The following is a 25,699-nucleotide window of genomic DNA, read 5'->3' on the forward strand; positions in this document are numbered from 1 at the left end:
GCCCGGCGCCCTGCATGTTCACGGGGCGACCGGGCCCCCGGCGTCGACCGGATCCGCCGCCGACGTCAGGTCTTGACGCTCACTGTCTCGTCGGGCATCCGCGTCGTCTGCCCGCCCGGCCCGCGTCCGGCGAAGTGCATGGCGATGCAGGCCCCCAGATACAGCGCGGCGACCACCAGCAGCAGCGCCTGATAGCCCGTCATCAGGGCCAGGTACTCGAGCGCGCCCCCGGTCAGCGCGCCCAGCAGGTTCGCGCCGAACGCCGAGGTCGGGTCGGAGGCCTGCGCGAGGCGGTCCGAGAAGATGAGGTTGGCGCAGAAGATGGGCGCGAAGGCCAGCGCGATGGCCGCGGCCAGTCGGCCCACGGTGGGCAGGGAGAGCACGGCCTGCGGCGGGACGAGAAAGGCCACCGCGAGGGAGGCGAAGAGCATCAGCTGCAGCACCAGCAGGTTGACCCGCCGCAATCTGCGCCGCACCTCGACAGCGGCCAGGACGGAGAGCAGAACTCCGAAGAAGACCAGGGCGTTGACCAGCCAGGTCGTACCGAAGTAGAGCGCGAAGCCGATCACGTTCTTCGTTTCGAGCAGCATGAAGGCCGCGCCCAGCAGGAACATGTCGGCGTAGCGGAACGTGCTTCGGATGCGGACCCCGGCCAGGCGTACCGACAGCAGCGTCACCAGCAGGATCGCGCCCAGGGCGCCCAGATAGATCGTGGGGATGGTCCGGTGCAGCAGGTACGGGAACGGGTGGTCGTCGGTCGCGGCCGCCGGGACCGGGCCGCTGGGCTGCCAGGTCTGCTTGCAGGACTGGTCGGCAGGGGTCATTCCGGCCACCAGCACGGCCGCGTTCCGTTTGAACGTCGTCATGCAGGGGGCGTGGCCGTAGAGGTCGTCGAGGTCACCGGCGAAGCGGTCGACCAACCAGCTCTTGCGGTAGTAGTTGTACATCGCGAACGCGCCGTCCGGCGTCAGGTGATCGCGGGCGGCCTCGAAGGCCTGCCGGGTGAAGAGGTAGCTCTCCAGCCGCAGGTTGCTCGCGCCCGACACCAGGGTCAGGGAGTCCGGGAGCGCCAGGATGATGAGGTCGTACTTGGCGTTCGTCCGCTCCAGGAAGGCCCGCCCGTCGTCGATGTAGACGTGCACCCTGGGGTCGTCGTACGGCCTGGCGGGGTGCAACTGCGCGCCGATCTCCTGCAGGCGGGGGTCGATCTCGACCGCGTCCACGCGCTGTGCTCCGTGCGCCAGCGCGACGGCGACGTCATTGCCGTTGCCGGCTCCGATGATCAGCACGCGCTTGTGCGGATTGCGGGGTGTCTGGTCGTACGCCTGCCGATAGGGCGAGTTCTCCCGCATCAGCACCGGGAGCGGCGCGGTGCTCTGGTGCGGAACGCCGTTGGCGGAGATGTAGTACGTCCGCGTGGTGGTCGGCGATGACTTCAGCTCGATCTTGTAGTACGGCGACCAGGAGATGCCGGCCGTGGCCGTCTCCACGAACAGCGCGGCGACCATCGCCGCGAGGGGGATGCCGTAGAAGAGGGTGTTGCGGCGGCCGCCGAGGATCAGCAGGGCCACGGCGGCGAGTACGCCCCACACCACCGAGGGGGCGCGCAGCCAGGACAGTACGGCGAAGGAGACCGAACCGGCGATGCTGCCGAGCAGGTCGTAGCGGTAGGCGTCGAGGGAGGGGAGCTGGCGGAAGAGGTCGGCGGTGATCTTGCCGATCCCGGCCATGATCACCGCGGTCAGCAGGAAGATGGCCGGCAAGGTCACCCACTGGGGGAGGCCGGTGGTCTTCACGGCGGTGAAGTAGATGACCTCACTGCTGCTCTGCCGGACCTGGACCGGATAGGTGCTCACGAGGATGACGAGCAGTGCCAGGGGGATCGGGGTCCAGCGTTTGAGCCACTGTCCGCGGGCGGCGGGGATCAGGAAGCCGATGCCGATGCCGAGGAACGATCCCAGCAGAATGAAGTTCGAGAAGTAGCTGAGATGGATGACGTTGGCGCCTGCCCATCTGATCAGCGCCAGCTCTACGAAGAGCATGGTGGTGCTGGCGAGTACCAGTCTCCAGCGCACCGAACTTACCTTTTGTCCGGAATCGGTCAGCTTCATGACGGATTACGGTGCCATTTTCGGGTCGACGAGTCGAGATGCCTTGCCGGTGGGAGCCCTGGAGGTTGAGCAGGGCACGGTGCGAGCAGCCGGACGTCAGACGTGCGCGAGGAGGCGTTCCAGCGGCCGGGGCACACGGGCGAGGTCCAGGTGCGCGACCAGCGACCGCGCGTAGAGCGCCTTGCGACCGCTGTGCGTGCCCATGAAGCGCCGCAGTTGGTGCTCGACGGGGCGTTCCCGCTGGGCCGGCTGGTTCCGGAAGGTCTGGAAGGGGCGCGACTCGCCCTCGGCCTCGATCACCTCCTGCACGTTCTCGGCGCCGAGAGCGCGGATCAGCTCGTCCTCCAGGTCGGCGACACACATGTGGAACCCGAGTGTCTCCAGCCCGGCGTGCGTGAGACCGGACCCGAGTCCGACCCGCTCCAGATGGCGCCGGAAATGCCGTTCCTCACCGATGTCGCAGAGACCCGCCAGCGGGAGGCCCAGCCCCGGCGGACCGCACACATCCAGAAAGTGCCCGATGTTGGTCGCACCTCCGAGCGGCACCACCGCGACGCCCTCCGTTCCGAGGTCACGGCCGTGACGCGTGGCCAGCGCTTCGAGCGCGACCTGATCGCTGCTTCCCTCGACGAGCACGATCGTCCGCACCTGGCCGCCGGCCAGCTCCCGCGCCGTCGCGGCGGCCGTACCTGCCCCCGCTCCGCCGGCCGCCCAAGCGACCACCGCGCGGCGCCATCGCGTCAACTCGTCCACGAGACCTCGCTTCCCCGAAGCCATCGTGACACGCCGGAGATCCTGTACGCGCGGACGTTTTCCGTGGGCGCGTGGACGCGTGGGCACGTAAATCCGTCGCGCCCCGCACGCGTGAGCCGTTAGCCTCCGGCTGAGACGCAGTGAGATGCGGTTCCTCGAAGGGGGCCCGGCATGGACACCGGTGGCGTGCGGACCGACCGATTCGGCTTGCTGCTCGACCAGTTCGACCGCGCCAGGGAGATGGCCGAGGTGCGGCTCACGGGACTCGGCGACGAGGAGTACCTGTGGGAACCGGCACCCGGCAGCTGGTCGATCCGGCGCCGGGCCGAGGCGACGACGCCGAGAGCCTTCGGGCCGGGGGAGTGGCTGCTGGACCAAGGCGCCCCGGACATCCCCTCCAACGAGTACGCCGAGGTCGCCCGGCAGGCAGCCGACGGCATGTCCGTGGCGAAGATCGCCGAGGACTGGAGCGTGAGCGTCGAACGCGTCGAGCAGGTCCTCGCCCACACCGGCCCGACCGAGCCGGACGAGACGCCGATCACCACGATCGCCTGGCGACTGGGCCATCTGCACTACCAGTTCGCGGGCCAGTGGGAGTGGACCTTCGGCGAACGGCGTCAGGACCCCAAGCTGATGGTCGACTTCAGCCCGTCCGCCGCGCTGACGCTCCACCGGTTCTGGGCGGTGATCGACCGCTGGCGCGAGAGCGTCGGCGCCATGACCGACGAGCAACTCGACACGATCGGCCTCTCCCAGTACCCCTACGGCTCCGACCCCGACGAGCCGTTCATCTCCGCCCTGTGGGGTGCCAACCTCGAGTTGATCCACCACATGGCCGAGATCGCGCTGCTGCGCGACCTGTGGCGGGCTCGCCGTACATGATCGGCGTCCCGTAGTCTCCGCCTGTTCGGGGGGACGGGGAAGCGGTACCGAAAGCGGGGGACGGGGCGACATGACGTATCGGCGTGCGGTGATACCGGCGTTGGCCGGAGGGGTGCTGCTGGCGGCGCTGCTCTGGTGGGCGGGCGCGAGTGCGCACGCGCTGGACCTGCCGGGTGCCGACGGCGTGCTGGGTGGGCAGACCGCCGCCGGACTCGAACAGTGGCTCACTCCCTGGTCGTACGATCCTCCGGCGTCGCTTCAGCCCGGCGACCGCTACCGCGAGTTGTACGCCACCGCCCTGCAGATCCGCTTCTGCGCGGTCTTCGCCTTCTTCGTGCTCGGGGCGTTGCTCCTGGTCCGCCGGCTGCCGCCGGTGCGGGGCCGGATGACGGCAGCGTTCCTTGCGCTGTGGGGCTGGGGTCTGGTGGCCGGGACCCTCGCGGTGACCGTCTCGGCGCCGTGGCTGATCGCCGCGTGGGGGCACGGCAGTTACCGCTTCCTGCCGCAGCTGGCGAGTGTGAGCTCCTCCGGGCGGCAGATCCTGGTCGTGACGGCGCTGGTCGCGGCGGCGGGCACGGTGCTCGCCGCGCGGGTCACCGACAAGGGGACCGAGCCGCCGGCGACGGAGGCCGTTTCCGGCGGGCTCGGCCCGCCTCGCCGCCACCGTCGGGACCGCGGTGATCGCGTTGTCCCTGGTGGTGCTGTCGTACCAGCCGGTCGCCGCTGCCATCCAGACGGCCGCCATGGGCGGCGGGCTGCTCTCCGAACCGGGTGACCTGCTGCGCCAGTGGCTGCTGCTGGGCGCCTGGTCGGGCCCCTCAGGGGCGGCTCTCGGCGACTGGCTCGTGGTTCGTCTCGGCGACGTGCTGTTGCTCGCCGTGGTGTGGTGGGCGCTACGGCGGTTGCCGGCACTGCTCACCCGGGCCACGGTCCCGGCGATGGCGGTGGGCGCGGTCTGCGCGACCGTCCTGGGGCTGCTCGTGAGCCAGTTGCTGCGGATGGTCACCGACAGGACGGGCATGAGCTACGGCCTGCTGCAGCTGTTCGCCGGCCTGGGCGGTGGCGTCCCGGCCGCCCTGACCTTCGGCCTGGCGGCGGGAGCCGCGGCGGCCATGACTCTGAGGCCGGCCGCGGCGAGGCGTGTCGACGAGACGGCCGAGGCCACGGTCTCCGTGTAGTCCGGCGCCACCGTCGACACCCCTGCCCGCAAGAGAATTTGACGGCCCGTCGAGTGGCGCCGGTGCCTCTCCCGCCTCCCGGACCGGTCTGCGCCAAGGCCCAACTCATTGACAGGTCCATACCAGAGCGCGATTCTGAGAGCGCTCTCAAAAGCGTCCTGATCGACCGGAGCCGAACGGAGACAGAGCATGCTGCGCACACTCAAACGCAGAGCCTCGGCCGTGGGGTTGACCATCGCCACGGTCCTCACCGGAGGGCTGCTCACGGCAGGCGCGCAGTCGCCGGCCCAGGCCGCCGTCCCGGCGACGATCCCCCTGAAGATCACCAACAACTCCGCCCGCGGCGAGCAGGTGTACATCTACAACCTCGGCACCGAACTGTCGACCGGACGGCAGGGCTGGGCCGACGCGGGCGGCACCTTCCACCCCTGGCCCGCGGGCGGCAACCCGCCGACCCCCGCACCCGACGCCGCGATACCGGGACCGGCGGCGGGTCAGTCGACGACCATCCGAATGCCGAAGTTCTCCGGCCGCGTGTACTTCTCCTACGGCCAGAAACTGGTGTTCAAGCTCACCACCGGAGGCCTGGTCCAGCCCGCCGTACAGAACCCGACGGACCCCAACCGGAACATCCTGTTCAACTGGTCCGAATACACACTCAACGACTCCGGCCTGTGGATCAACAGCACACAGGTCGACATGTTCTCCGCGCCGTACGCCGTCGGAGTGCAGCGCGCCGACGGCAGCACGGCCAACACCGGCCGGCTCAAGTCCGGCGGATACAACGCCTTCTTCAACGCCCTCAGAGGACAGCCCGGAGGCTGGGCCAACCTCATCCAGACCCGACCCGACGGGACCGTGCTCCGCGCCTTGTCGCCGCTGTACGGACTGGAAACCGGAGCCCTCCCGGCCGCCGTCATGAGTGACTACATCAACCGCGTCTGGCAGAAATACTCCTCCTCGACGCTGACGGTCACGCCCTTCGCCAACCAGCCCAACACCAAGTACTACGGCCGGGTCTCCGGCGGCGTCATGAACTTCACCAACACCGCCGGCGCCGTCGTCACCAGCTTCCAGAAGCCGGACGCCTCCTCCGTCTTCGGCTGTCACCGGCTCCTCGACGCGCCGAACGACCAGGTGCGCGGCCCGATCTCGCGCACGCTGTGCGCCGGGTTCAACCGCTCCACACTCCTGGTCAACCCCAACCAGCCCGACTCCAACGCCGGCGCCTTCTACAAGGACGGCGTCACCAACCACTACGCCCGTCACATCCACGCGCAGATGGCCGACGGCAAGGCGTACGCATTCGCCTTCGACGACGTCGGCCACCACGAGTCGCTCGTGCACGACGGCGATCCGCGCCAGGCCTACCTCACCCTCGACCCCTTCAACTGACAGCCCGTCACAGATGGGTCCGACAGCCACCGGCACCGTGAGCCGATCGCGGTGCCGGTGCATTCTGTGCCCGCGGGACCTCACCACCGTGCGGAGGCGTCGGGCTGCGGTTCGTACCGGGTCGGCCGACAATGGGCAGTGGATCACATGTCCGGCCCGCCCAAGGCGCCGCGGCGGCGTCGGCCCGAGAGGAACGTGCTCATGCGCGCTGAGTCTTCGCCGGCCGCGCGGACGGGGGCGTTCATCGCGGTGGCGGTCGCCCTGTTCTGCATCCAGCTCGACTTCTTCGCCCTGAACCTGGCCGTCCCCGGGATCGCCGACGAATTCGGTGCCACCGCCTCGGCCGCCCAGTGGACGCTGTCCGCGTACATGCTCTCCATCGGCTGCTGCTTCATCGTGGGCGGCCGAGTGGGCGACGTCTTCGGCCGCAGGGGTGCCCTGCTCGGCGGGACCGCGCTGTTCGCGGCCGGGTCGGTCGGCTGTGCGCTCGCGCCGGGGCTCTGGGCACTCGTCGGGGCGCGGATCGTGCAGGGCATCGGCGCGGGCTTCGTCTTCCCGGTGTCGGTCTCCGTGATCACCAATGCCTTCCCGGACGCGATCCGGGCCCGGGCGCTCGGGGCGGTGTTCGGGATCGCCAACGTGGGCACGGCCCTGGGACCGTTCGTCGGCGGCGGCTTCACCGAGGGGCCCGGCTGGCGCTGGATCTTCTGGCTCCTCGCGCCGCTGAGCGTGCTCGCGCTGATCGTGGCGTACGTGTACGTCCCCGACTCACGGGACCCGACGGCCCCACGCCAGCTCGACCTGACCGGCTGCCTGACCGTCGTGTGCGCCCTGGCGGCGCTCACGCTGGCCGTGGAGCGGGGCAGCGCCTGGGGCTGGGACCACGCCCGCACGCTCACCCTGCTGGCCATCGCCGGCGTCGCGGGCGCCCTGTTCGTACGGCGGGAGCAACGCGCCCGGCATCCGCTCATCGATCTGCGGCTCTTCCGCAACACGCCCTACGTCCTGGTCACCGGCACGGGGACCGTCACCAACATGGGCTACGCCGTCACCGTCTTCGTCTCGACGCTTTACCTCCAGCAGGTACGGGGGCTGTCCCCGCTCGTCGCGGGCGTGGTGTTCCTGGCGCCCGCCGTGCTCGTGGCCCTCAGCGGGCCGCTCGGCGCCAGACTGTCCCTGCACATGCAGCCGACGGTGGTGATGGCCCTTGCAGGGGCGGTCGCCGGGTCGGGCATGATCGTGCTCAGCCTCGTCACGGCCTGGTGGCTGTACGTCCCGGTGTTCGCCTGGTGCGGACTCGGCCTCGGTCTCGGCTGGACCTTCGCCAGCGTCGCCACCCAGCAGGTGGTGGCGCCCGAACGGGCCGGCGAGGCCTCGGGCGTGCTGCTGACGTTCCTGGTCACGCTGGGCGGCGTGGCGCTGGCCGGTGCCGCCGCCGCGATCACGGCGATGACTCCGGAGCGGTCGGCAGAGGCCGCCTACGACGTGATCCTCCGCTTCGGAGGCGCGGTGATCCTCGCGGCTTCCGTGGCCGTCATGGCCGTACGCCACCGGCTCGTGGTCCTCGGCCGCGTCCCGCCGCTCGGCTCGCGGGCGCCACGTGGCGGGCGCCTGCCGTGAAGGGCGAAGCCGCGCGGACGCAGATCCTGCACCGGTCGGTGCGGGTGACTGTCGCTGCCGCGGCCGGCTTCTACAGCTTCGTGTACGGGCTCGACGAACCGGTGCTGGCGCTGTACTCCCTGTTCGCGCCGATCTCGCTGGGCCTGCTGTCCCCGGTCCCCGGGTCCGGGCGGCAGCGCGCCGAAGTGATGCTGAAGGCGCTGCCCGTGGGCCTGTTCCTGGTCACGCTGGGGACCGTGCTGGCGGTGAAGACCTGGGCGGCGGTGCTCGGGATGCTCGTCGTGGGCTTCTTCCTCGCCTTCGCGGCGATCGCGGGCCCGCGCCCGGCCGGTGCGGCGCCGGGACTCCAGCTCTTCTACATCCTGGCCTGCTTCCCGCCGTACGAACCCGAGACGCTGGGGCTGCGGCTGGCGGGGCTCAGCTGCGGAGTGCTGGCGTTGGTGCTGTGCGAGCTGTTCCTGCTCCCGCAACCACCGGACCCGCCGTACCGGACGACCCTCGCCGCGGCCCTGGCGACGGCGGGCGACACCATCGCGGGGCGAAGCAACCTCTCCCCGGAGGCGCTGCGGGAGACAGGCGCGCGGCTGCGACTTTCGAGCCTCCCGCCCGCGGAGCGCCCCGCGGGCCCCGGCCGAGTGCCCCGCGGTCTCGCCCAGGCGGGGTCCGCCACCCGCCGGCTGCTCGAACAACTGGCCCATCTCACCGAGACCGGCGAACTGCGCGAACTCGTCCGGGAAGGCGCCGGGGTCGGCGTGCGCGGCAGGGGCCGTACCGGCACGCCGTCCGGGTCGTTGCTGCCCCAGGTGGCGTCCCTGTGCGACGAGACCGACGCCGCCCTGCGCACGGGCCGGCCGACCCCCGGCCCGCAGCGGATGGACAAGGCCATCGACGACTTCCAGCAGTTGCGCGTCCGGCAGGCGACGGGACCCGCCGTCGATGTGCCGCCGGTGCCGGTGCTGCGCCGGCAGGCGGCGCTGCTGGCCGTCGCCGAGTCGACGCGCATTTTGGAGATCTCCGTACGGGTCGGCCTCGACGGGCGACGCACCCCGCCGATCCGGCCACGGGAACTCTTCTGGTACACGCATGCTGCGGCGCCCCAGCTGTGGGCGCGCCGGTTCACCGGCAACATCACGCTGCGCTCGGTGCAGTTCCAGAACGCCGTACGGATCGCCGTGGCGCTCGCCGCCGCACGGCTCGTCGCCGGTTCGCTCGATCTGACCCACGGCTTCTGGGTGCTGCTGGCGGTGCTGACGCTGAGCCGGACCACCGTCGGGGCGACCTGGGCGGCCATCCGTCAGGCCGTCACCGGCAACCTCGTGGGGGCCGTCGCGGCGGGCGCCCTGCTCGTCGGGCTCGACCGGCACACCGAGGCGTACGCCGCGATCCTGGCGCCGGCCATGCTCATCGCCTTCGCGCTCGGGCCGCTGCTCGGCATCGCCTGGGCGCAGGGCCTGTTCACACTGGTCGTGGCCACCGCGTTCGCCCAGATCGCCCCGGCCTCCTGGCGGCTGGCCGAGGCACGGATCGTGGACGTGGTGACCGGCAGCGCCATCGGCCTGCTGTGCGCGATGCTCGCCTGGCCGGCCGGCGCCCGCACAGAGGTGCGCAGAACCATGGCGGGGCTGCTGCGGGAGTGCGGCCCGCTGATCAAGGGCACCGTCGACATGCTGACCGCCGTACCACCCGGATCGGCGTTGGCCCCGCCGACGCTCCCCGCCCTGCACCGGCTGCGCCTCGCAGAGTCCGCCTACGCCCAGTTCCGCAGCGAGCCCGGAGTCGACTCGCCCGCGCGCGCCGACTGGCATGCCGTGCTCATCACGGCCAACCACATCCTGCTCGGCGCCCAGTGGCTGGCCCGCTTCGACGTGCCCGCGAGCTCGCTGCCTCCGGACACCGCCGACCGGGCACGGGCAGGCGCCGGCGCGCTGGCTCAGGTCACCGACCGGCTGGCCGCCCTGTGCACCGCCGACCGTCCGCCACCGGCCGGGACACGGCCACCGCCCTCGGAGCCGACAGGACCGCCGCTGCCCGTGCTCGTCGACCTCGACATGTGGCTGCGCAGCCTCACCGTCCAGCTCACCCGGATCGAGGCGGGACTGCTCGAGGCGCTGGGCCGGCCGGCCCGCGGCACGACGGCCGCCCGTGGAAGCCACGGAAGTTAGGGGGCGCGCCGTGTCCAGCCGGAACCTCCGGTCCGAACTGCGGCCGCCCTCCGCGCGAGGGTGGGTGTGGTGGCTGCCGTTGGCCGCGGTGCTCGTCGACGTGGTGGCCGAACTCATCGTCCGGGGACGCGAACCGGTGAGTTTCATGCTCATCGCCGTACCGCCGCTGGCCGCCGCGACCCGCGGCCCGCGGGGCACCGCCATGTCGGCGGTGGTGTGCCTGGGCCTCCAGATGTGGATGGCCGCCCGGCGTCCCGGCCACTTCGACGAGCAGCATCATGTCGCGATGTACCTCGCCACGGCCCTCATCGGCATCGCCAGCATTGCGCTGGCCTGGCAGCGGGAGCGCACCCGGCAGCATCTGATCCGGGCCAACTCGGTCGCCGAGGCCATGCAGCGCACCCTGCTGCGTCCCGTACCGCGCAGGCTCGGCCCGGTACGCGCCGCCGGGTTCTACGAGGCGGGGGAGGGCGGCACGCTCGTCGGCGGGGACCTGTACGACGTGTGCGAGACGCCCTTCGGAGTCCGCGCGATCATCGGCGACGTCCGCGGCAAGGGACTGGACGCGGTCCAGACGGTCGCGGCGGTGCTGGGCAGCTTCCGGGTCTCGGCCCACGAATGGCAGAACCTGAGCAGCCTCGCCGAGCGCCTGGAGCTCAGCATCGCCCGCAACAGTCCGGCCGGCGGCGACGGCGACCCCGAGCTGTTCGTGACCGCACTGGTGCTGGAGTTCCCGCCGGAGGGTGGCGAGGTGCGGATCGTGGACCGCGGCCATCCCCCGCCCGTCGTGGTCGGCCCGCAGGGCACCCGACGGCTGATCACGGCGCCCGGTCTGCCCCTGGGCCTGGGCGCGATGGCGCCGGGTGCGGTCGATACGACCGTCCACCCGCTCGGGCCCTTGGAGGTGCTCGTCCTGCACACGGACGGGGTGAGCGAGGCGCGCAATGCGGACGGTGTCTTCTATCCGGTTCAGGAGCGGCTCGGTGAACGCTTCTCGGGCCGGCGCGCCATCGATCCGGAGACGGTCGTGTCGTTCGTACGCACCGACGCCGAGCGGTGGTCGACGCAGTCGGACAACGACGACCGGGCCGTCCTCGGCCTCGCCTTGACGCCTGATGGGCTCAAACCAAGCCGCCGTGCTGGAAGTTGACTGTTCACCAGTTTTGAACATCAAGTACAACTTTGCTGTTTCTTGGTGTAGCTCCGCCGTGGATTGCGTGAGCCTCGTGGGCACCACGCGGTGACTGCAGACCCCGCCGTAACACGGTGCAGCGGCCTGGTCACCATCCCCCCACGCACGGTGGAAAGGCAACAACGATGACGATCAACCGCGCTCTGCGGTACGGCGGCCGCACGCTGGCGCTGACGGCGACCGCCCTCGGGACGATCGCGGCGGCCGTGCCCGCTGCCGCAGACGAACAGCCCACGGCGGAGCAGATCCTGGCCGACTGCGCTTCCGGCGAAGGCAAGTGCAGCTTCAACGACCCCAAGATCGGCGAGGCTTACCTCGGCAAGCCCCGTCAGGTCTCCGAACTGCTCTACAACTGCACCGCCTCGCCCGCCGCCCAGACGATGTCGTGGGCCGACACCGTGGGCTCCTCACACTCGGTGGGCGCCTCGGTCACCGTCGGCGGCGGCATCGAGGGCATCATCACCGCCAGTGTCACCGCGACGTACAACTACACGTGGCAGAGCTCGCACACGGAGACGAGCTCCTTCACGGTGAACGTGCAGCCGGGGGAGGTGGGTTGGATCTCCCGCGCCCAGGTGATGCAGCAGATATCCGGCACGTGGCAGACCCACTACGACGACCCCAAGTGGGGCCACTACTACTGGTTCGTGCCCGACGTGATCACCGGCCCCGCCCCGAACGGCACGGACGGCAAGCACAACGCGGTCGTGGTCGAGTCCCGCAAGATGACGGCCGACGAGAAGAAGCTCTGCTCCAACGGCGCCACCAAGAACGAGGTCTTCACCCGCGACAGCTGAACCGGGTCACCACCGCAAGGCGGACGAGCCGACCGGAGGACCGGTCGGCTCACCCCCGGCTCACCTCCAGGACGCGGCGCCCTCGATGCCTTTGCCCGAGGGCGCCGCCGGGGTGGGCGGGGACGCGAGCAGGGCACGGAGGTCGATGACCCGGTACCCACGGTCGGAGACCGCGTCGAGGATGCGTGGCAGGGCTAGGGCATCGATCACTTCGGTGCGGCCCTGCGACGCGCCCACGTGCATCTGCAGGATCGCGCCCGGGCGCAGGGCGTCCAGCGCTCTGCGCACCGCGTGGTCGACGGTCATGCCGCCCTCGGAGCCCATCCACCCGTTGGTGTCGGTGGTGAACTCGATGTCCGCGACCCCCAGCCCGTTGACTTCCCTGATCTGGGCAGGGCTGGTCTCGCCGTAGGGAAACCGGAAGAACGGGGTCAGTGCCCCGCCCGCCCCGGCCGCACGCAGGGCCCGGTCCGCTGCCCGCACTTCGCGACGCCTTCCTTCCGCCGGCAGGTCCGCGAAGTACGGGTGGCTGTAGGAGTGGTTGCCCAGCCCGTGCCCCGCAGCGGCGATCCTCTTCACCACCTCGGGGTACCGATCAGCGAAGTCACCGGTCAGGAAGAACGTGGCCGGGGTGTGCCGCCGCTCGAGGTCACCGAGGATGCCGGTCAAGCCGGCGTCGTTCCAGGCCGCGTTGAACGTCACGGCGACCACCCGCTCGTCCGTACGGATCACACGGTTCTCCGATCCGAACAGTGCCCGCAGGCCTTCCTGGTCCGCGGCCGCCACCGGACGCGGCGGGACGGCCCTGGCCGCCAAGGCCTGCGGGCCGGGCACCACGGCCCCCCAGAGAGCGGCGAACAGCGCGGCGGCCACCGGGATCAGCCGACGGCGCACGCGAGGGTGCGCGACGACGAGGGAACGAGTCTCCATGCCACCGGCATCGACTGCCCGGTGTTCTTCCTTGAGCGTGATCGTGTGCGGCGGGCACACCGTCTCTGATCGGCAACGTTGGTTTGTCGTGCGATTGCCGCGGCACTCGGACAGCCACATGGACGGTGCCCTGCGGGGTGATCATCGCTGTGTGAGGTGCGTCGGCCAGACGCACCGGGACCTGGCCCGGTAGTCGGGCGGAGCATAGGGCGGTCGATGACGACGATCGGCGTTGAAGAGGAGTACCTGCTGCTCGACCCGGCCACGGCTTTGCCGGTGCCGCAGGGGGCCGAGGTGCGGGAGGCGGCGGGGCTGGGGCGTCTGGCGGCCGACCGGGAGGTGCAGCACGAGCTGCTCCAGGCGCAGGTCGAGGTGGCCACCCCGGTGTGCGACACGCTGGACGAGGCCGGGGGACACCTGTTGCGTCTGCGGCAGGCGGTTGCGGAGGCCGCCGAGGAACATGGCTGCCGGCTCGCGGCCTGTGGGACATCGCCCCTGCGACGCGCTCGCCCCGTGGCCGTCACCGACGAGGCCCGCTACCGGGCCATGGTCACGCAGGCGCCGCAGCTGGTGGCGGAGCAGCTGGTCAACGGCATGCACGTGCATGTGGCCGTGCCCGGCCGTGAAGAGGGCGTCCAGGTCCTGAACCGGATCAGGGCATGGCTGCCGACACTGACCGCCATGTCGTCGAACTCCCCCCTGTGGGACGGGCAGGACACCGGGTTCGCGAGCTGGCGCACGGTGATCTTCAGCCGCTGGCCGGTCAGCGGCCTGCCCCCGTGCTTCGAGGACGCCGCGGACTACAACCGGCGCGTGGAGCGACTGCAGGACGCGGGTTTGATCGTCGACTCCGGCCAGGTGTACTGGCAGGCCCGTCTCTCGCCCCGCTTCCCCACCATCGAGGTGCGGTGCTCGGACGTTCAGCTGACCGCGGACGAGGCCGTCATGCTCGCCGGGATCATCCGGGCCCTCGTGGAGACCGCCCTGAGGGAAGCCGCGGCCGGGGCGCCCGCGCTCACCCTCGAACCCGAACTTCTCCGGGCCGCGATGTGGCATGCGGCACGCCACGGTCTCAGTGACACCCTGGTCGGCCTCGGCGGCACGCTGCAGCCTGCCTCGGCGGTGCTGCACCAGCTCCTGAGCCACATCTCTCCCGCACTCGACGCGTCCGGCGACACCCGGCAGGTCACGGCACTGGTGCGCCGGCTCCTGCGCGATGGGACCGGCGCCGACCGCCAGCGCACCGCCCTCGCCGACGGCGGTATCGAGGCGGTCACCGATCTGATCGGCGTGAGGAGCACTGTGCCGTGACCGCATTGGATTTTCCCTTGTAGACGTACGGCTCCTGGGTACTCGCCGCACATCGTGAATGGAGGATCAAGCATGAGCACAGTCAAGGAATCCGTGGAAGTCGAGGTTCCCGTCGGCACCGCCTACAACCAGTGGACGCAGTTCCAGGAGTTCCCGAACTTCATGGAGGGTGTCGAGGAGGTCCGGCAGCTCGACGACAGCCACAACCACTGGACGACCAAGATCGGTGGGGTACGGCGGGAGTTCGACACCGAGATCGTCGACCAGCTCCCTGACGAGCGGATCACCTGGCGCACCGTCAGCGGCGACACCCGTCAGAAGGGCACGGTCCGCTTCCAGCGCGTGGACGACACTCACACCCGGGTGGAGCTCGTGATGGACGTCGAACCGAGCGGAGCCGCGGAGAAGGCAGCGGACATGACGGGGACCATCGATCGCCGCATCAAGGGCGACATGCGCCGCTTCAAGGACTACATCGAGCACCGCGGGATCGAATCCGGAAGCTGGCGCGGCCGCATCACCCCCGGATGAGCCCGAACGCCTCGATGGATCCCGGGAGCCCGAGGGGCATCATGACCCGGGACCATCCGGGGTACGGCGGACCGGGCGGTGCCACCGGATTCGAGCAACTCCACTCCGGTGATGCATCGTCGGCCCGCGGCACGCTGAACCGCCCGGTCGTGCCGGGCGGCAGCGTGACGCTCACCGTCGAGGTGGCACCGAGGGTTGTCTAACTCTCCTGCTGACGGCGCACCATCTCGCCGATCCAGGTGGGCGCGAAAGGCGAGGTGCAGTTCGGGGGAGTCGGGTAGTCCTTGAGCACTTCCAGGCGCTCGCCGATGTCGATGGCGCGGGCGCGGTGCTCGGCGTGCTGAATCCCGATCTGAGCCAGACAGTGATTCATCGCCCACTGCAGACGATCCGGGGCGTCCTTCATCTCTGCCTCGATGGCATCGAGCAGTCCCGCCAGGTCGAGACCTTCGGGCTTCTTCGCCACCCGCTCGGTGGTCAGCGCCCAGCCGGCACTGGCGACCACTGGATCCGGATCCGTGAACCAGGCGAGCCGCAGTTCCTCGGAGTGCGGGTTCTTCTTGACCACGTAGTTCACGAGCCAGTCGTGCACCTTGGGGGCACGTGCCTCGCGGAGCATGGTGTCCAGCTCGTCCCGCTCGAACGCCTTCGGCCGGCAGATCAACAAGGCGAGGAGCCGAGCCGCGGTGTCGTCCGTCTGCCAGAGCTCGCGCGCAAGATCCTGCTGCGTCTTGAGCTGCTTCGCGAGCGCGCGCAACTTGCCGAGGTTCACACCGTGATCGTCGCCGCGCTTCTCATTCGCCGCGCGCATCTTCGGGTCCTCGAGCACGGCCAACTCGGCCATGACCTGCGCCACTGTCGTCTCGGTCACCTTGGCCTCCTCGCCGTCGCGCCTGGAATCTAGCCGACGGCCCCCATCTTGGCGAAGCTCAGATCTCGACCTCGGGGTAGGTCTCGGTGTAGCTGTCGCCGTCGGCGCCGTAGTAGGTGCAGGTGCGAGCGGCGAGGTCGACGTCGTACCAGACCACGCCGGCCCTCCAGCAGCCCTCGACGAACTCGGGGAAGCTGGTCTCGCCTGCCTGATCGGCGCGCAGAGCCGCCACGAGTGCCTGGCCGTCGAACGGCAGGACATCGACCATGCCCGCGACCAGAGGCTCGCCCTGAACGGCGACGGGGCCGGTGTCGGTCAGGTAGAGCATGGCGTTGGACGGCACCGCCATGCGGCAGTGGGCAACGCCGGCCTGCCGCAGCGATTCTGCCAGGTAGGGGAAGCCGCCGACCTTGGGCCGGATGGTGGCCGCGCGCTCCAACGTGGCCTGCAGGTTCGATATCGCGGTGCTCATGATCTCCTCCAGGAGGGCGGTGGCCGGTGGGGGGCGCGATGCGGTGACCCCAGCTGTAATATGACAACATGTTTTCGAAATGGAAACGTGTTGTCAATCTGAGGGGCGGGCATGTCCGACGAGGTGGCCCTGCTGGTGGCGGACGTGTTCGAGGCGGCCGGAGCGCTGCGCAAGTCGGGGGAGGTGATCGCCGCATCCCAGGGGCAGACGCAGGCGCGCTGGCAGCTCTTGAGCGTCGCGTCCGGCACTCCGCTGACCGTGGCCCAGGCGGCCCGTCGCCTCGGAGTCGCCCGCCAGGGCGTGCAGCGCCTCGCCAACGACCTCGCAAGCGAGAGCCTCGTCGACTTCCGCCCCAATCCGGATCACCGCAGTTCGCCGCTCCTGGAACTCACGCCCACCGGGCGCCGCGTCCTGGACGAGATCACGGTCCGCGCGGCAGAGGTCCATCGCCGGTTGGCTGCCGACATTCCGGCCGATGAGATCACCGCGGCCCGTGAGCTGCTGCGCCGCGTCGTCGACGAGGTCCGGCGCCAACAGGAGGAGCAGGGCTGAAATGCCCTGTCCGCTGATGTGGCCCGTGGCGGCGCTCGATGGCCTTCACCGAGGGGAGTGTACGTTCGTACGCTCCAGCTTGTAGGCTCCGCCGCATGACAGTTGACGTATTGCGTCCGCCCACCCGGCATGAACGGCATGCCCGTGCGGCCGTCGCCATGCTGTTCTTCACGAACGGGGCCCTCTTCGCCAATCTCATTCCGCGATACCCGCAGATCAAGGCCGACCTTGGCATCGGGAACACCGGGTACGGACTGGCCGTGGCGGCCTTTCCGGCCGGTGCCATCGCGGCCGGCCTGGCCGCGGGTGTGCTCATCCGACGGCTGGGGTCGGCCCGTGTCGCGGTGGCCGGGACCTTGCTGACCGGCGCGGGAGCCCTGGCCGCCGGGCTTGCGGGGTCGGTGGCCGTGTTCGCCGGCGCGCTGTTCCTGGCCGGGGCCATGGATGCCTTCACCGATGTCGCCCAGAACGCGCACGGTCTGCGGGTGCAGCGCCGCTACGGACGTTCCATCATCAACTCCTTCCACGCCGTCTGGTCCGTCGGGGCCGTCACGGGCGGTTCGATGGCCGCCGGCGCGATCGCGCTGGGTCTGTCGCGCGGGCAGCACCTGCTGATCTCGGCGGTGGTGTTCGGGATCGTTTCTCTCGTGGCGCTGCGCCACTGCCTGCCCGGTCCCGACACCGAGTCCGTGGGGGAGGAGGCGGAGGTCCGGGACGAGAGTCCGCAGCAGCCCTCCCGGCGCGGCCTGCGTGTGGGCTATGTGCTCGCGGCGCTCGTCGTCATCGCGACGGCCGGCACGGTCGTCGAGGACGCGGGCAACTCCTGGGCCACGCTCTACCTCTCCGACTCCCTGCACGCGTCCGTCACCGTGGCGGCTTCCGGGTTCATCGCCCTGGTCGGAGCCCAGTTCCTCGGCCGTCTCGTCGGTGACCGCCTGGTCGACCGGTTCGGTCAGCGCACGGTGGCGCGCACCGGCGGGCTCGTCACCGCGGCGGGCATGGGGCTGGCGCTGGCCGTGCCCACGGTGCCCGGCACGATCCTCGGCTTCGCCGCGGCCGGGTGCGGCGTGGCCACCCTGGTGCCCGCCGCGATGCAGGAGGCCGACGAACTGCCCGGCCTCAAGCCGGGATCGGGGCTCACGATCGTGTCCTGGCTCATGCGCCTGGGCTTCCTGTTCTCCCCGCCCGTGGTGGGCCTCGTCGCCGATGCGACCAGCCTGCGCGTGGGCCTGCTGGTGGTGCCGTTCGCCGGGCTGCTCGTCATCCTCCTCGCCCAGGTACTGCAGAACCGCCGACGGTAACCCCCGTATCGACTCTGAATCCGGGCGGCCCCACGCCCCAGAATGTACGCTCGTACACTCGGCCGTGTACGCTCGTGCCCATGCCGACGGACTATTTCGCGCAGGATCCGCGCACGAACCTCGAGCGCATGCAGGCGGGCGACCTCTACATCGCCGACGATCCGGAGATCGCCCGTCGGCAGCAGGAGGCCGTACGCCTGGCCGCCCGCTACCAGGCCGGCTACGCCGAGGACGCCGACGCCGCCCGGCCGATCCTCGCCGAACTGCTCGGCGCGCTCGGCGAGGAGGCCCACCTTCGGCCGCCCCTGTACGTCGACTACGGCAGCAACATCACCATCGGGGCGCGCACCTTCGTCAACTACAACCTCACCGCACTGGACGTCGCGGCCATCATCATCGGTGAGGACTGCCAGATCGGCCCGAACGTCCAACTGCTCACCCCCACGCACCCGCTGGAGCCGCAGCCCCGCCGCGACAAGCTGGAAGCCGCCCGGCCGATCACCATCGGCGACAACGTCTGGCTCGGCGGTGGCGCGATCGTCCTGCCCGGCGTCACCATCGGGGACAATTCCGTCATCGGCGCCGGCGCGGTGGTCACCAGGGACATCCCCGCGAATGTCGTCGCCGTCGGGAACCCTGCTCGAGTGGTGCGGAGCCTGTAAGTCTGTCGTCATGGCCACCGGACACACCGACCCCCAGCGCCGCGAACGCATCATCGCCGCCACCCTCGACCTCATCGCCGAGGAGGGCATCGCGCGCGTATCCCACCGGAAGATCGCCGTCCGCGCCGGCGTCCCGCTGGGATCGATGACCTATCACTTCAGCGGCATGGACGACCTGCTGCGTGAAGCGTTCAGCCGCTTCACCGACCACATCGTCGCCGTCTTCGACGCCCACCTGTCCGCCCCGGCGGATCCCGACCAGGCCCGGCAGGCGGTGGCCGACCTCGTGCACATGCTGTCCGAGGGAAGCGGACGCGACCTCGTGCTCACCCAGGAGCTGTACACCCTGGCCGCCCGCCAGCCCGCCTACCGGGAACTCACCCACGAATGGATGCGCCGCAGCCGCGTCCACCTCGAAAAGCACTTCGACCCGGACACCGCCCGCCAACTCGACGCGCTCATCGAGGGCCTGACGCTCCACCGGGCCCTGTCCCGGCAACCCCACGACCGTGCCCTCACGGTCGAGGCGATCGCCCGCATCACCGCAACCGGCAGGCGTGCCCCCTGACCCGAGCTCAGAGCTCTGCACAGCCTTGACCGGTCCGGACCGGGGAACCGGGCAAGATCACCCCATGGATGTAGCGGCAGAACGATTCGCCAGGTGAACGGCGCGCTACTCCCTCAGCAGCGTGCGGCGGCACGGCGATCCTGGTGTGGGTATCCAACTGATCGGCAGGCACCGGGCCTTGGGCCCTTCAGCCCTGCCCCGGCCAAGGAGTCTCCCTTGCGCATTCGCCGTATGCTGACCGGTGCTCTCGGTTCCGCCGCTCTCGTCCTCACCTCCCTGGGCGCGGTGACCGCCCAGGCGAGCCCAGCTGCAGCCGACCCGTGCGGCTTCTACGAGACCGGTTCCGACGCCTTCTACAACCACTGCACGTCCGACGGCTCGCGGGTGGTCATCAAGGTCGAGGTCGCCCTCGCGGCCGACTACGAGCGGTGCGTCGGCCCGGGCAAGAGCTGGCTCGGTTCCGCCGCCAAGATCCAGGGCGCCCACTACGTCGGTCGTACCTGCTGACGGACAGTCACCTCGGTGGTGCGGCGTCGGGCGGTTCACGAATGGGTCAGCCGGCTTGGGCCGGCCGGCCCGTCCGGTTCGGCCCCGGCGGACACGACCTAGGGCAGACGGATGCTGGTGAGTGGGATGTTCCAGTCGTTGCTCTCGACGGTGCCATGGTCGTCATGAGCCGGGGCCGGGGCGGCGCACAGCATCAGCCCGGCGAAGACGGTGGCCAGTACGGCGACGACGCGACGCTTCACAAGTCCTCCTCGACGACGACAGCACCGACCACCCTGCTCCGGGCCGGCAGCCTCGGCCCCCGAAGGCACGCCGCTCAGCCTGCGGATTCAGCCGGTTGGTGGCGGGGCCGCCCGTTCGGCGAAGGACAGGGGCCGGCGGGCTCGGCCCGCGCGACCGCACCAAATCGGAAAGAGCGATCTCTACGGGAGTGTTGCAAGTGACCGTGAACGAAGAGGCCGTGGTATCGCCGCAGGCGGATGCCGGAGGAGCGGCTGCCCCGGTGTGGGTGCCCCGCGAGGAGTGGATCAAGACCCAGCCTCAGGCCCTTATCGCCTCATGCGTCATGCTCCTCGACAGTCAGGGGCGGATGCTGCTCGTGCGCTACGCCCCCGGTCAACCGCTTGCCGGGGACTGGTGGCTGCCCGGCGGCATGCTCGATCACGGCGAAGACCCGTGCGCGGCGGCGTGGCGGGAGACCCAAGAGGAGATCGGAGTTGAGCTCCGGTCCGAACTGAGGCTGATCGGCATCGACCACCGCGTGGATGTCTGTGGAACGGGGCCGGTGCTCGACTGTTTCTTCGACGGCGGAACGCTCGCGGAGGGAACCCCGATTCGGCTGAGTCCCGAGCACGATCAGTACGCCTTCGTCAGCCTGGACGAACTCCAGGACGTGCAAACGGCCGCGGACGTACGTACCTTGACGGCACTTCACGCTGCGGTGACCTCCGGGACGGCGGTCTGCATGCGGGAAGGTGAGCCGGTGCAGGGACGGGCCGGCGAAATGGGTGGGCTCAGAGACCCGATCGGGTGAGCGTCAGGTGGGTGACTCCGCTGGGCGAGGAGGTGGCCTCCACGTCGTAGTCCTTCTCGAGGTCCTCCAGTCCGTCCCAGAGGCGTACCCCTCGGCCGAGCACGATCGGGACCACCGCCACGTGCACGTGATCGATGAGCCCGCCGGCCAGGAAGTCGCGGATCACGGTGGGCCCGCCGCCGATGCGTACGTCCTGGCCGCCCGCGGCCTCGCGGGCCGTCTCGAGCGCCTTGGCGGGCGGGGTGTCGAGGAAGTGGAACGTCGTGCCGCCTTCCATCTCGATCGACGGGCGCGTGTGATGGGTGAGGATGAAGGTCGGTGTGTGGAAGGGCGGGTTGGGTCCCCACCAGCCCTTCCACTCCTGGTCGTCGTGCCATCCGGGGTAGCCGAACTTTCCGGCGCCCATGATCTCGGCCCCGATCCCCGGCGTGAACTGCCGCACGAGGGCGTCGTCGACGCCATCGGTACCGCCGGGCTCGCCGACCCTCTCGTGCCACCACCGGGTGGCGAACATCCACTCGTGCAGCCTCTCGCCGGCGTGGCCGAACGGCTCGTCACGGCTCAGACCCTCACCGGTGGCGAAACCGTCGAGTGAAACGGAGAAGTTGTGGACGCGGGCGCGTGACATGGCTGGCGACTCCCTTGCGCAATGGATTCGGTGACCGGATCGGCAACCTGGCCGGGTTACTCCCAGTCGTCGGTCTGCCACCACCTCGGGCCGCTGGAAGCCGCCACCGAGACCGGTCATGCGGGCGCCTCGGCCGCGTCCTCGCCGCGGGACGTTTTCATCGTGGCACGGACTCGTCGAGGACGGCCATCGGATCGAGAACCTGCGCACCGATGCCGAGGACCGTGGGGCCGCGGTGTCGAAGGCGGTGCTGCTCCACATGCGCGCCCATGCCGCGATGAGTTCCGTCCGGGTTGCGAGTCTGTTGTGGTGACCGCCGAAAGACGCCGTACGACGCTGCCCGGCCATGAAACGCCACGGAGGACACCATGACGACCACGCCGAACGACCCGACCACCGAGCTGCCGGGCCGCCCGCCCGTCGTCGACCCGGCCACCTGGCAGGCCGCCCGTGACGAGCTTCTGGTCCGCGAGAAGGCCCACACGCGCGAGGGCGACGCCATCGCCGCGGCCCGCCGCCGGTTGCCGATGGTGGAGTTCGACGGGACGGTCGAGGTCGTCGGACCCGATGGGCCGGTCCCGTTCCTGGACCTGTTCCAGGGCCGCGACGAGCTCATCGTCTACAAGCACATGTGGTACGACGGCGCGCCGCACCAGGGACAGTGCGAGGGCTGCACCACCACGGCCTGGCACATGAAGGACGCCGTCTACCTCAACGCCCGCGGCGTCTCCTTCGCCATCGTGACCACCGGCGAGTGGGACGAGGTGGCCTCGTTCGTGGACTTCATGGGTTACACCCAGCCCTGGTACTCGGTGCGCGACGCCGACGAGCCGGTCGGCGGAGACATGGGGTACCTCACCTGCTACCTGCGCGACGGCGACCGCGTGTTCCTGACCTACTCGACGACCGGGCGCGGCAACGAGCCGGTCAACGGGTCCCTCGGCCTGCTCGACATGACGGCCTACGGCCGCCGTGAGGGCTGGGAGGACAACCCGCAGGGCTGGCCCGAGGCCCCTGAGGCCGGCGCCCCGGTCGGTGGACACGGCTTGCCGATCTGCTGGTACTGGCGCACGGACGCCGACGGCGTCGCCACCTGGGGCCCGACCGGCCGCCCCGTACCGCAGTGGACCCGCCCCGGCGCGACTCCCGTGAAGACCCTCGGCCGACACGGCCAGGGCCACTGACGCGTCTCGGCGGAAACAGCACGGCTGAGGTCCGGTCGCCGGCTCACGACCGGCGACGGGCACCCGGTCCCAGGCGGGCCGTGACGTCCCAGGGGTTGAGGGCGGAGTGCTCCGCGGAGCACTCCACGACGACCCGGACCGGAGCGTCACAGTCGGTGTGCCGGATGTCCAGCAGGGTGTCCTCGGGGTCGAGGAGGTACGTCTCGCCCCACTGGCCAAGCGCCATGAGAGCTGGCCACAGGTCCCAGCCCTTGCGGGTCAGGCGGTACTCGTTGCGAGCACGGCTGCCGGGCTCCTGGTAGGGGACGGTTTTCAGGATGCCGGCCGAGGTCAGCTTGCGCAGGCGGTCGCTGAGGACGGCTTCCGAGAGGCCGATGTGGCGGTGGAAGTCGTCGAAGCGGCGCACTCCGTTGGCGGCGTCGCGCAGGATCAGCATCGTCCATTTCTCTCCGACCACGTCGAGCGTGCGCTGGACGGGGCAGTTCTCCGTGCTCGCCTCAAGCCACTCCATCCCCTCATCGTACGAGCCTGGCTTCGCCATTGACAGTCAGACGCAGGCGGAGCTAGCTTCAATGGACGAAGTCAGAGGGGAAGGCACTGGACCGTGGGACGAACACGTACGTACAACTGGGACGACCCCGTCGTCCTGGCGGAAGCGGCCGGACGCATGGCGGGCATCGACTTCCTGCGTGAGCTGGTGGCCGGGCGGCTGCCGGGACCACCCGTCAGCCACACCCTCGACTTCACCCTGGACGAGGTGGAACCCGGCAGAGCGGTGTTCTCCCTGACGCCGGGCGAGGAGCACTACAACCCGATCGGCAGCGTGCACGGCGGCATCTTCGCCACGCTGCTCGACTCGGCCGCGGGGTGCGCCGTTCAGTCCACCCTTCCGCAGGGCATGGCGTACACCTCGCTCGACCTGACGGTGAAGTTCCTGCGGCGGATCACCGTGGACACCGGTACGGTGCGCGCCATCGGTACGGTCGTCAACCAGGGGCGGCAAACCGCGCTGGCGCAGGCCCAGTTGGTCGACGCGAAGGATCGCCTGCTCGCGCATGCCACCAGTAGCTGCATGCTGTTCCCGGTGCCGCCCACTCAAAGGTGAGCGGCAGCGGCGCCCTTCGTCGTCCGGACGGTGACTCAGCCGTTCACGAGATGTGACCGGAACGGCGGAGAACGGGCCGCAGGGCCTCGATGACGCTCGCGTCGTCCACGGTGGAGGGGATGGGTTCGTCGTGGCCGTCGGCGATGCCCCGCATCGTCTTGCGCAGGATCTTCCCCGAGCGGGTCTTGGGCAGAGCGGCCACGACCGTGACGTCCTTGAGGGAGGCGACGGCGCCGATGCGGTCGCGTACGAGCTGGACGAGTTCGGCCTCGACCTCGCCCGGTTCGCGGGCGGTACCCGCCTTCAGGACCACGAAGCCGCGCGGCACCTGTCCCTTGAGGGCGTCGGCGACACCGATGACGGCACATTCGGCGACGTCGGGGTGGGCCGCCAGGGCCTCTTCCATGCTGCCGGTCGACAGCCGGTGTCCGGCGACGTTGATGACGTCGTCGGTACGGCCCATGACGAAGACGTAGCCGTCCTCGTCGATGTGCCCGCTGTCGCCGGTGAGGTAGTAGCCGTCGAAGGCGGACAGGTACGAGGCGACGTAGCGGTCGTCGTCGTTCCAGAGGGTGGGCAGCGCGCCGGGCGGCAGCGGGAGCTTCACGACGATCGCGCCGTCGACACCCGGGGGCACAGGGGCGCCGGACGCGTCGAAGATGCGGACGTCCCAGCCGGGCAGCGCGCGGGTGGGGGAGCCGGGCTTGAGTGGGGCGGCTTCGATGCCGACCGGGTTGGCGACGATGGGCCAGCCGGTCTCGGTCTGCCACCAGTGGTCGATCACCGGGATGTCCAGGAGGGCGCCGGCCCAATGGTAGGTCTCGGGGTCGAGCCGTTCGCCGGCGAGGAAGAGATAGCGCAGGTGGGAGAGGTCGTACTCCGCCGTGAACGCTCCCTTCGGATCCTCCTTGCGGATGGCCCGGAAGGCGGTGGGCGCCGTGAACATGGTCTTGACCCGGTACTCGGCGGCGACGCGCCAGAACTGGCCCGCGTCCGGAGTACCGACCGGCTTGCCCTCGTACAGGACCGTCGTCGCGCCGACGAGCAGGGGCGCGTAGACGATGTACGAGTGCCCGACGACCCAGCCGACGTCGGAGCCGGTGAACATCGTCTCGCCCGGACCCACGTCGTACACGGCGCCCATCGACCAGTGCAGCGCGACCGCGTAGCCGCCGCTGTCGCGGACAACTCCCTTGGGTTTCCCGGTCGTTCCGGACGTGTAGAGGATGTACAGGGGATCGGTGGCGGCGACGGGAACGCAGTCGGCCGGCGGTGCGGCGGCGACCAGCTCGGCCCAGTCGAGATCGTCCGGCCCCAACTCGGCCTGTTCCTGCGGGCGTTGCAGGATGATGCTCTTCCGCGGCTTGTGGGTGGCGAGTTGGATCGCCTGGTCGAGCAGCGGCTTGTACGCGATGACACGCTTGCCCTCGACGCCGCAGGAGGCGGAGACGACCACCTTGGGCGCGGCGTCGTCGATGCGCAGGGCGAGTTCGTGCGGGGCGAATCCGCCGAAGACGACCGAGTGGACCGCGCCGATGCGCGCACAGGCCAGCATCGCGACTGCGGCCTCGGGAACCATCGGCATGTAGATCACCACCCGGTCGCCCCGCCCCACGCCGAGCTGCGCGAGCGCCCCGGCGAAAGCCGCCACCTCGTCCCTCAACTGCGCGTAGGTGTACGTGCGTCGGGTGCCGGTGACGGGAGAGTCGTGGACGAGCGCGGGCTGGTCGCCGCGGCCGGCTTCGACGTGCCGGTCGAGCGCGTTGAAGCAGACGTTGAGCCGCCCGTCGGGAAACCAGCGGTAGAACGGGGCGCCCGAGGAGTCCAGGGCGCGCTGCGGAGCGACGTCCCAGTCGATGGCCTCCGCCGCCGTCAGCCAGAAGCGCTCCGGGTCCTCTGTGCTGGCACGGAAGACATCCTCGTACATTCCCATCACGGACTCCTTCGTCCCGTC

Annotated in this window: 28 protein-coding genes; 19 read left to right on the forward strand and 9 right to left on the reverse strand. The window is 70.3% G+C overall.

Annotated features, from left to right (window positions below; genetic code table 11):
• Positions 1–65: 65 nt before the first annotated feature.
• The gene (locus tag ACWGDB_RS02310; protein ID WP_453820658.1) at positions 66–2,075 is read right to left on the reverse strand and encodes a spermidine synthase; all 2,010 of its coding nucleotides are present in this window, start codon (positions 2,073–2,075) and stop codon (positions 66–68) included.
• A 132-nt stretch (positions 2,076–2,207) separates the two neighbouring features.
• Positions 2,208–2,864, reverse strand: a complete 657-nt coding sequence (locus ACWGDB_RS02315) for a TOPRIM nucleotidyl transferase/hydrolase domain-containing protein (RefSeq protein WP_453820659.1) — start codon at positions 2,862–2,864, stop codon at positions 2,208–2,210.
• Between the two features lie 171 nt (positions 2,865–3,035).
• On the opposite strand from ACWGDB_RS02315, the gene ACWGDB_RS02320 reads away from it, so the two are divergent.
• From ACWGDB_RS02320 to ACWGDB_RS02355, 8 genes are all read left to right on the forward strand, one after another.
• Positions 3,036–3,746, forward strand: coding sequence for a DinB family protein (locus tag ACWGDB_RS02320; protein WP_453820660.1), 711 nt, complete (start codon positions 3,036–3,038; stop codon positions 3,744–3,746).
• Positions 3,747–3,816: 70 nt separating this feature from the next.
• Entirely contained in the window at positions 3,817–4,521 is a 705-nt protein-coding gene (locus ACWGDB_RS02325) for a hypothetical protein (RefSeq protein ID WP_453820661.1), read from the forward strand.
• Positions 4,490–4,924 carry a hypothetical protein gene (locus tag ACWGDB_RS02330; protein ID WP_453820662.1) on the forward strand — a complete coding sequence of 145 codons (435 nt, stop codon included), beginning with the start codon at positions 4,490–4,492 and terminating at the stop codon, positions 4,922–4,924. Before ACWGDB_RS02325 ends, ACWGDB_RS02330 begins: the two co-directional genes overlap by 32 nt.
• Positions 4,925–5,113: 189 nt before the next feature.
• Complete coding sequence (locus ACWGDB_RS02335; RefSeq protein WP_453820663.1) at positions 5,114–6,319, forward strand: glycoside hydrolase family 64 protein; 1,206 nt, start codon at positions 5,114–5,116, stop codon at positions 6,317–6,319.
• A gap of 201 nt (positions 6,320–6,520) precedes the next feature.
• A complete protein-coding gene (locus ACWGDB_RS02340; protein ID WP_453820664.1) occupies positions 6,521–7,939 on the forward strand; it encodes an MFS transporter in 1,419 nt (472 codons plus the stop codon).
• Positions 7,936–10,101, forward strand: coding sequence for an FUSC family protein (locus ACWGDB_RS02345; RefSeq protein WP_453820665.1), 2,166 nt, complete (start codon positions 7,936–7,938; stop codon positions 10,099–10,101). Before ACWGDB_RS02340 ends, ACWGDB_RS02345 begins: the two co-directional genes overlap by 4 nt.
• 10 nt (positions 10,102–10,111) lie before the next feature.
• Positions 10,112–11,251, forward strand: a complete 1,140-nt coding sequence (locus tag ACWGDB_RS02350) for a PP2C family protein-serine/threonine phosphatase (protein WP_453820666.1) — start codon at positions 10,112–10,114, stop codon at positions 11,249–11,251.
• A gap of 167 nt (positions 11,252–11,418) precedes the next feature.
• Positions 11,419–12,090, forward strand: a complete 672-nt coding sequence (locus ACWGDB_RS02355) for a hypothetical protein (protein WP_453820667.1) — start codon at positions 11,419–11,421, stop codon at positions 12,088–12,090.
• 60 nt (positions 12,091–12,150) lie between these two features.
• Here the strand turns inward: ACWGDB_RS02355 and ACWGDB_RS02360 are convergent, their stop codons facing one another.
• Positions 12,151–13,020, reverse strand: a complete 870-nt coding sequence (locus tag ACWGDB_RS02360) for a polysaccharide deacetylase family protein (protein ID WP_453820668.1) — start codon at positions 13,018–13,020, stop codon at positions 12,151–12,153.
• Between the two features lie 216 nt (positions 13,021–13,236).
• Between ACWGDB_RS02360 and ACWGDB_RS02365 the strand changes: the two genes are divergently transcribed.
• From ACWGDB_RS02365 to ACWGDB_RS02375, 3 genes are all read left to right on the forward strand, one after another.
• Complete coding sequence (locus tag ACWGDB_RS02365; RefSeq protein WP_453820669.1) at positions 13,237–14,331, forward strand: carboxylate-amine ligase; 1,095 nt, start codon at positions 13,237–13,239, stop codon at positions 14,329–14,331.
• A 72-nt stretch (positions 14,332–14,403) separates the two neighbouring features.
• Positions 14,404–14,862: an SRPBCC family protein gene (locus tag ACWGDB_RS02370; RefSeq protein WP_453820670.1), complete on the forward strand. Its 459-nt coding sequence runs from the start codon at positions 14,404–14,406 to the stop codon at positions 14,860–14,862.
• Positions 14,863–14,903: 41 nt separating this feature from the next.
• The gene (locus ACWGDB_RS02375) at positions 14,904–15,065 is read left to right on the forward strand and encodes a hypothetical protein (RefSeq protein WP_453820671.1); all 162 of its coding nucleotides are present in this window, start codon (positions 14,904–14,906) and stop codon (positions 15,063–15,065) included.
• On the opposite strand, the gene ACWGDB_RS02380 is transcribed toward ACWGDB_RS02375, so the two are convergent.
• Both ACWGDB_RS02380 and ACWGDB_RS02385 read right to left on the reverse strand, forming a co-directional pair.
• Positions 15,062–15,706 carry a DNA alkylation repair protein gene (locus ACWGDB_RS02380; RefSeq protein WP_453820755.1) on the reverse strand — a complete coding sequence of 215 codons (645 nt, stop codon included), beginning with the start codon at positions 15,704–15,706 and terminating at the stop codon, positions 15,062–15,064. The genes ACWGDB_RS02375 and ACWGDB_RS02380 overlap by 4 nt on opposite strands.
• An 85-nt stretch (positions 15,707–15,791) precedes the next feature.
• Positions 15,792–16,205, reverse strand: a complete 414-nt coding sequence (locus tag ACWGDB_RS02385) for a DUF1398 family protein (RefSeq protein ID WP_453820672.1) — start codon at positions 16,203–16,205, stop codon at positions 15,792–15,794.
• A gap of 111 nt (positions 16,206–16,316) precedes the next feature.
• Between ACWGDB_RS02385 and ACWGDB_RS02390 the strand changes: the two genes are divergently transcribed.
• The 5 genes from ACWGDB_RS02390 to ACWGDB_RS02410 all read left to right on the forward strand — a co-directional run bounded on the left by ACWGDB_RS02390 (position 16,317) and on the right by ACWGDB_RS02410 (position 19,795).
• Positions 16,317–16,757: a MarR family winged helix-turn-helix transcriptional regulator gene (locus ACWGDB_RS02390; RefSeq protein ID WP_453820673.1), complete on the forward strand. Its 441-nt coding sequence runs from the start codon at positions 16,317–16,319 to the stop codon at positions 16,755–16,757.
• A gap of 95 nt (positions 16,758–16,852) precedes the next feature.
• A complete protein-coding gene (locus ACWGDB_RS02395) occupies positions 16,853–18,058 on the forward strand; it encodes an MFS transporter (RefSeq protein ID WP_453820674.1) in 1,206 nt (401 codons plus the stop codon).
• Between the two features lie 80 nt (positions 18,059–18,138).
• Positions 18,139–18,720: a sugar O-acetyltransferase gene (locus tag ACWGDB_RS02400; RefSeq protein ID WP_453820675.1), complete on the forward strand. Its 582-nt coding sequence runs from the start codon at positions 18,139–18,141 to the stop codon at positions 18,718–18,720.
• Between the two features lie 10 nt (positions 18,721–18,730).
• Complete coding sequence (locus ACWGDB_RS02405) at positions 18,731–19,288, forward strand: TetR/AcrR family transcriptional regulator (RefSeq protein ID WP_383602254.1); 558 nt, start codon at positions 18,731–18,733, stop codon at positions 19,286–19,288.
• Between the two features lie 216 nt (positions 19,289–19,504).
• Positions 19,505–19,795 carry a DUF6355 family natural product biosynthesis protein gene (locus tag ACWGDB_RS02410; protein WP_383602257.1) on the forward strand — a complete coding sequence of 97 codons (291 nt, stop codon included), beginning with the start codon at positions 19,505–19,507 and terminating at the stop codon, positions 19,793–19,795.
• 98 nt (positions 19,796–19,893) lie between these two features.
• On the opposite strand, the gene ACWGDB_RS02415 is transcribed toward ACWGDB_RS02410, so the two are convergent.
• Positions 19,894–20,037 (reverse strand): hypothetical protein, encoded by a 144-nt coding sequence (locus tag ACWGDB_RS02415; RefSeq protein ID WP_383602260.1) that lies wholly within the window; start codon positions 20,035–20,037, stop codon positions 19,894–19,896.
• A 203-nt stretch (positions 20,038–20,240) separates the two neighbouring features.
• Here ACWGDB_RS02415 and ACWGDB_RS02420 point away from each other — a divergent pair, with 203 nt between their 5' ends.
• The gene (locus ACWGDB_RS02420; protein WP_453820676.1) at positions 20,241–20,828 is read left to right on the forward strand and encodes an NUDIX hydrolase; all 588 of its coding nucleotides are present in this window, start codon (positions 20,241–20,243) and stop codon (positions 20,826–20,828) included.
• Here ACWGDB_RS02420 and ACWGDB_RS02425 read toward each other — a convergent pair.
• Positions 20,809–21,456 (reverse strand): dihydrofolate reductase family protein, encoded by a 648-nt coding sequence (locus ACWGDB_RS02425; protein ID WP_453820677.1) that lies wholly within the window; start codon positions 21,454–21,456, stop codon positions 20,809–20,811. The genes ACWGDB_RS02420 and ACWGDB_RS02425 overlap by 20 nt on opposite strands.
• Positions 21,457–21,824: 368 nt before the next feature.
• On the opposite strand from ACWGDB_RS02425, the gene ACWGDB_RS02430 reads away from it, so the two are divergent.
• Positions 21,825–22,640, forward strand: coding sequence for a DUF899 domain-containing protein (locus ACWGDB_RS02430; RefSeq protein ID WP_453820678.1), 816 nt, complete (start codon positions 21,825–21,827; stop codon positions 22,638–22,640).
• Positions 22,641–22,683: 43 nt separating this feature from the next.
• On the opposite strand, the gene ACWGDB_RS02435 is transcribed toward ACWGDB_RS02430, so the two are convergent.
• Positions 22,684–23,151 (reverse strand): winged helix-turn-helix transcriptional regulator, encoded by a 468-nt coding sequence (locus ACWGDB_RS02435; protein ID WP_383602272.1) that lies wholly within the window; start codon positions 23,149–23,151, stop codon positions 22,684–22,686.
• Positions 23,152–23,244: 93 nt separating this feature from the next.
• Between ACWGDB_RS02435 and ACWGDB_RS02440 the strand changes: the two genes are divergently transcribed.
• The gene (locus tag ACWGDB_RS02440) at positions 23,245–23,745 is read left to right on the forward strand and encodes a PaaI family thioesterase (RefSeq protein ID WP_427845636.1); all 501 of its coding nucleotides are present in this window, start codon (positions 23,245–23,247) and stop codon (positions 23,743–23,745) included.
• Between the two features lie 43 nt (positions 23,746–23,788).
• On the opposite strand, the gene ACWGDB_RS02445 is transcribed toward ACWGDB_RS02440, so the two are convergent.
• Positions 23,789–25,678, reverse strand: coding sequence for a propionyl-CoA synthetase (locus tag ACWGDB_RS02445; RefSeq protein WP_453820679.1), 1,890 nt, complete (start codon positions 25,676–25,678; stop codon positions 23,789–23,791).
• Positions 25,679–25,699: the final 21 nt, after the last annotated feature.

The sequence above is a fragment of the Streptomyces sp. NPDC055013 genome (assembly GCF_053608645.1).

What these genes read in the sequence shown, in the direction of transcription:
- ACWGDB_RS02320 (WP_453820660.1), top strand. Translation starts at nt 3,036, where the DNA reads ATGGACACCGGTGGCGTGCGGACCGACCGATTCGGCTTGCTGCTCGAC.
- ACWGDB_RS02325 (WP_453820661.1), top strand. Translation starts at nt 3,817, where the DNA reads ATGACGTATCGGCGTGCGGTGATACCGGCGTTGGCCGGAGGGGTGCTG.
- ACWGDB_RS02330 (WP_453820662.1), top strand. Translation starts at nt 4,490, where the DNA reads ATGGGCGGCGGGCTGCTCTCCGAACCGGGTGACCTGCTGCGCCAGTGG.
- ACWGDB_RS02335 (WP_453820663.1), top strand. Translation starts at nt 5,114, where the DNA reads ATGCTGCGCACACTCAAACGCAGAGCCTCGGCCGTGGGGTTGACCATC.
- ACWGDB_RS02340 (WP_453820664.1), top strand. Translation starts at nt 6,521, where the DNA reads ATGCGCGCTGAGTCTTCGCCGGCCGCGCGGACGGGGGCGTTCATCGCG.
- ACWGDB_RS02355 (WP_453820667.1), top strand. Translation starts at nt 11,419, where the DNA reads ATGACGATCAACCGCGCTCTGCGGTACGGCGGCCGCACGCTGGCGCTG.
- ACWGDB_RS02360 (WP_453820668.1), bottom strand. Translation starts at nt 13,020, where the DNA reads ATGGAGACTCGTTCCCTCGTCGTCGCGCACCCTCGCGTGCGCCGTCGG.
- ACWGDB_RS02365 (WP_453820669.1), top strand. Translation starts at nt 13,237, where the DNA reads ATGACGACGATCGGCGTTGAAGAGGAGTACCTGCTGCTCGACCCGGCC.
- ACWGDB_RS02370 (WP_453820670.1), top strand. Translation starts at nt 14,404, where the DNA reads ATGAGCACAGTCAAGGAATCCGTGGAAGTCGAGGTTCCCGTCGGCACC.
- ACWGDB_RS02375 (WP_453820671.1), top strand. Translation starts at nt 14,904, where the DNA reads ATGACCCGGGACCATCCGGGGTACGGCGGACCGGGCGGTGCCACCGGA.
- ACWGDB_RS02380 (WP_453820755.1), bottom strand. Translation starts at nt 15,706, where the DNA reads ATGGCCGAGTTGGCCGTGCTCGAGGACCCGAAGATGCGCGCGGCGAAT.
- ACWGDB_RS02385 (WP_453820672.1), bottom strand. Translation starts at nt 16,205, where the DNA reads ATGAGCACCGCGATATCGAACCTGCAGGCCACGTTGGAGCGCGCGGCC.
- ACWGDB_RS02390 (WP_453820673.1), top strand. Translation starts at nt 16,317, where the DNA reads ATGTCCGACGAGGTGGCCCTGCTGGTGGCGGACGTGTTCGAGGCGGCC.
- ACWGDB_RS02395 (WP_453820674.1), top strand. Translation starts at nt 16,853, where the DNA reads ATGACAGTTGACGTATTGCGTCCGCCCACCCGGCATGAACGGCATGCC.
- ACWGDB_RS02400 (WP_453820675.1), top strand. Translation starts at nt 18,139, where the DNA reads ATGCCGACGGACTATTTCGCGCAGGATCCGCGCACGAACCTCGAGCGC.
- ACWGDB_RS02405 (WP_383602254.1), top strand. Translation starts at nt 18,731, where the DNA reads ATGGCCACCGGACACACCGACCCCCAGCGCCGCGAACGCATCATCGCC.
- ACWGDB_RS02425 (WP_453820677.1), bottom strand. Translation starts at nt 21,456, where the DNA reads ATGTCACGCGCCCGCGTCCACAACTTCTCCGTTTCACTCGACGGTTTC.
- ACWGDB_RS02430 (WP_453820678.1), top strand. Translation starts at nt 21,825, where the DNA reads ATGACGACCACGCCGAACGACCCGACCACCGAGCTGCCGGGCCGCCCG.
- ACWGDB_RS02435 (WP_383602272.1), bottom strand. Translation starts at nt 23,151, where the DNA reads ATGGAGTGGCTTGAGGCGAGCACGGAGAACTGCCCCGTCCAGCGCACG.
- ACWGDB_RS02445 (WP_453820679.1), bottom strand. Translation starts at nt 25,678, where the DNA reads ATGGGAATGTACGAGGATGTCTTCCGTGCCAGCACAGAGGACCCGGAG.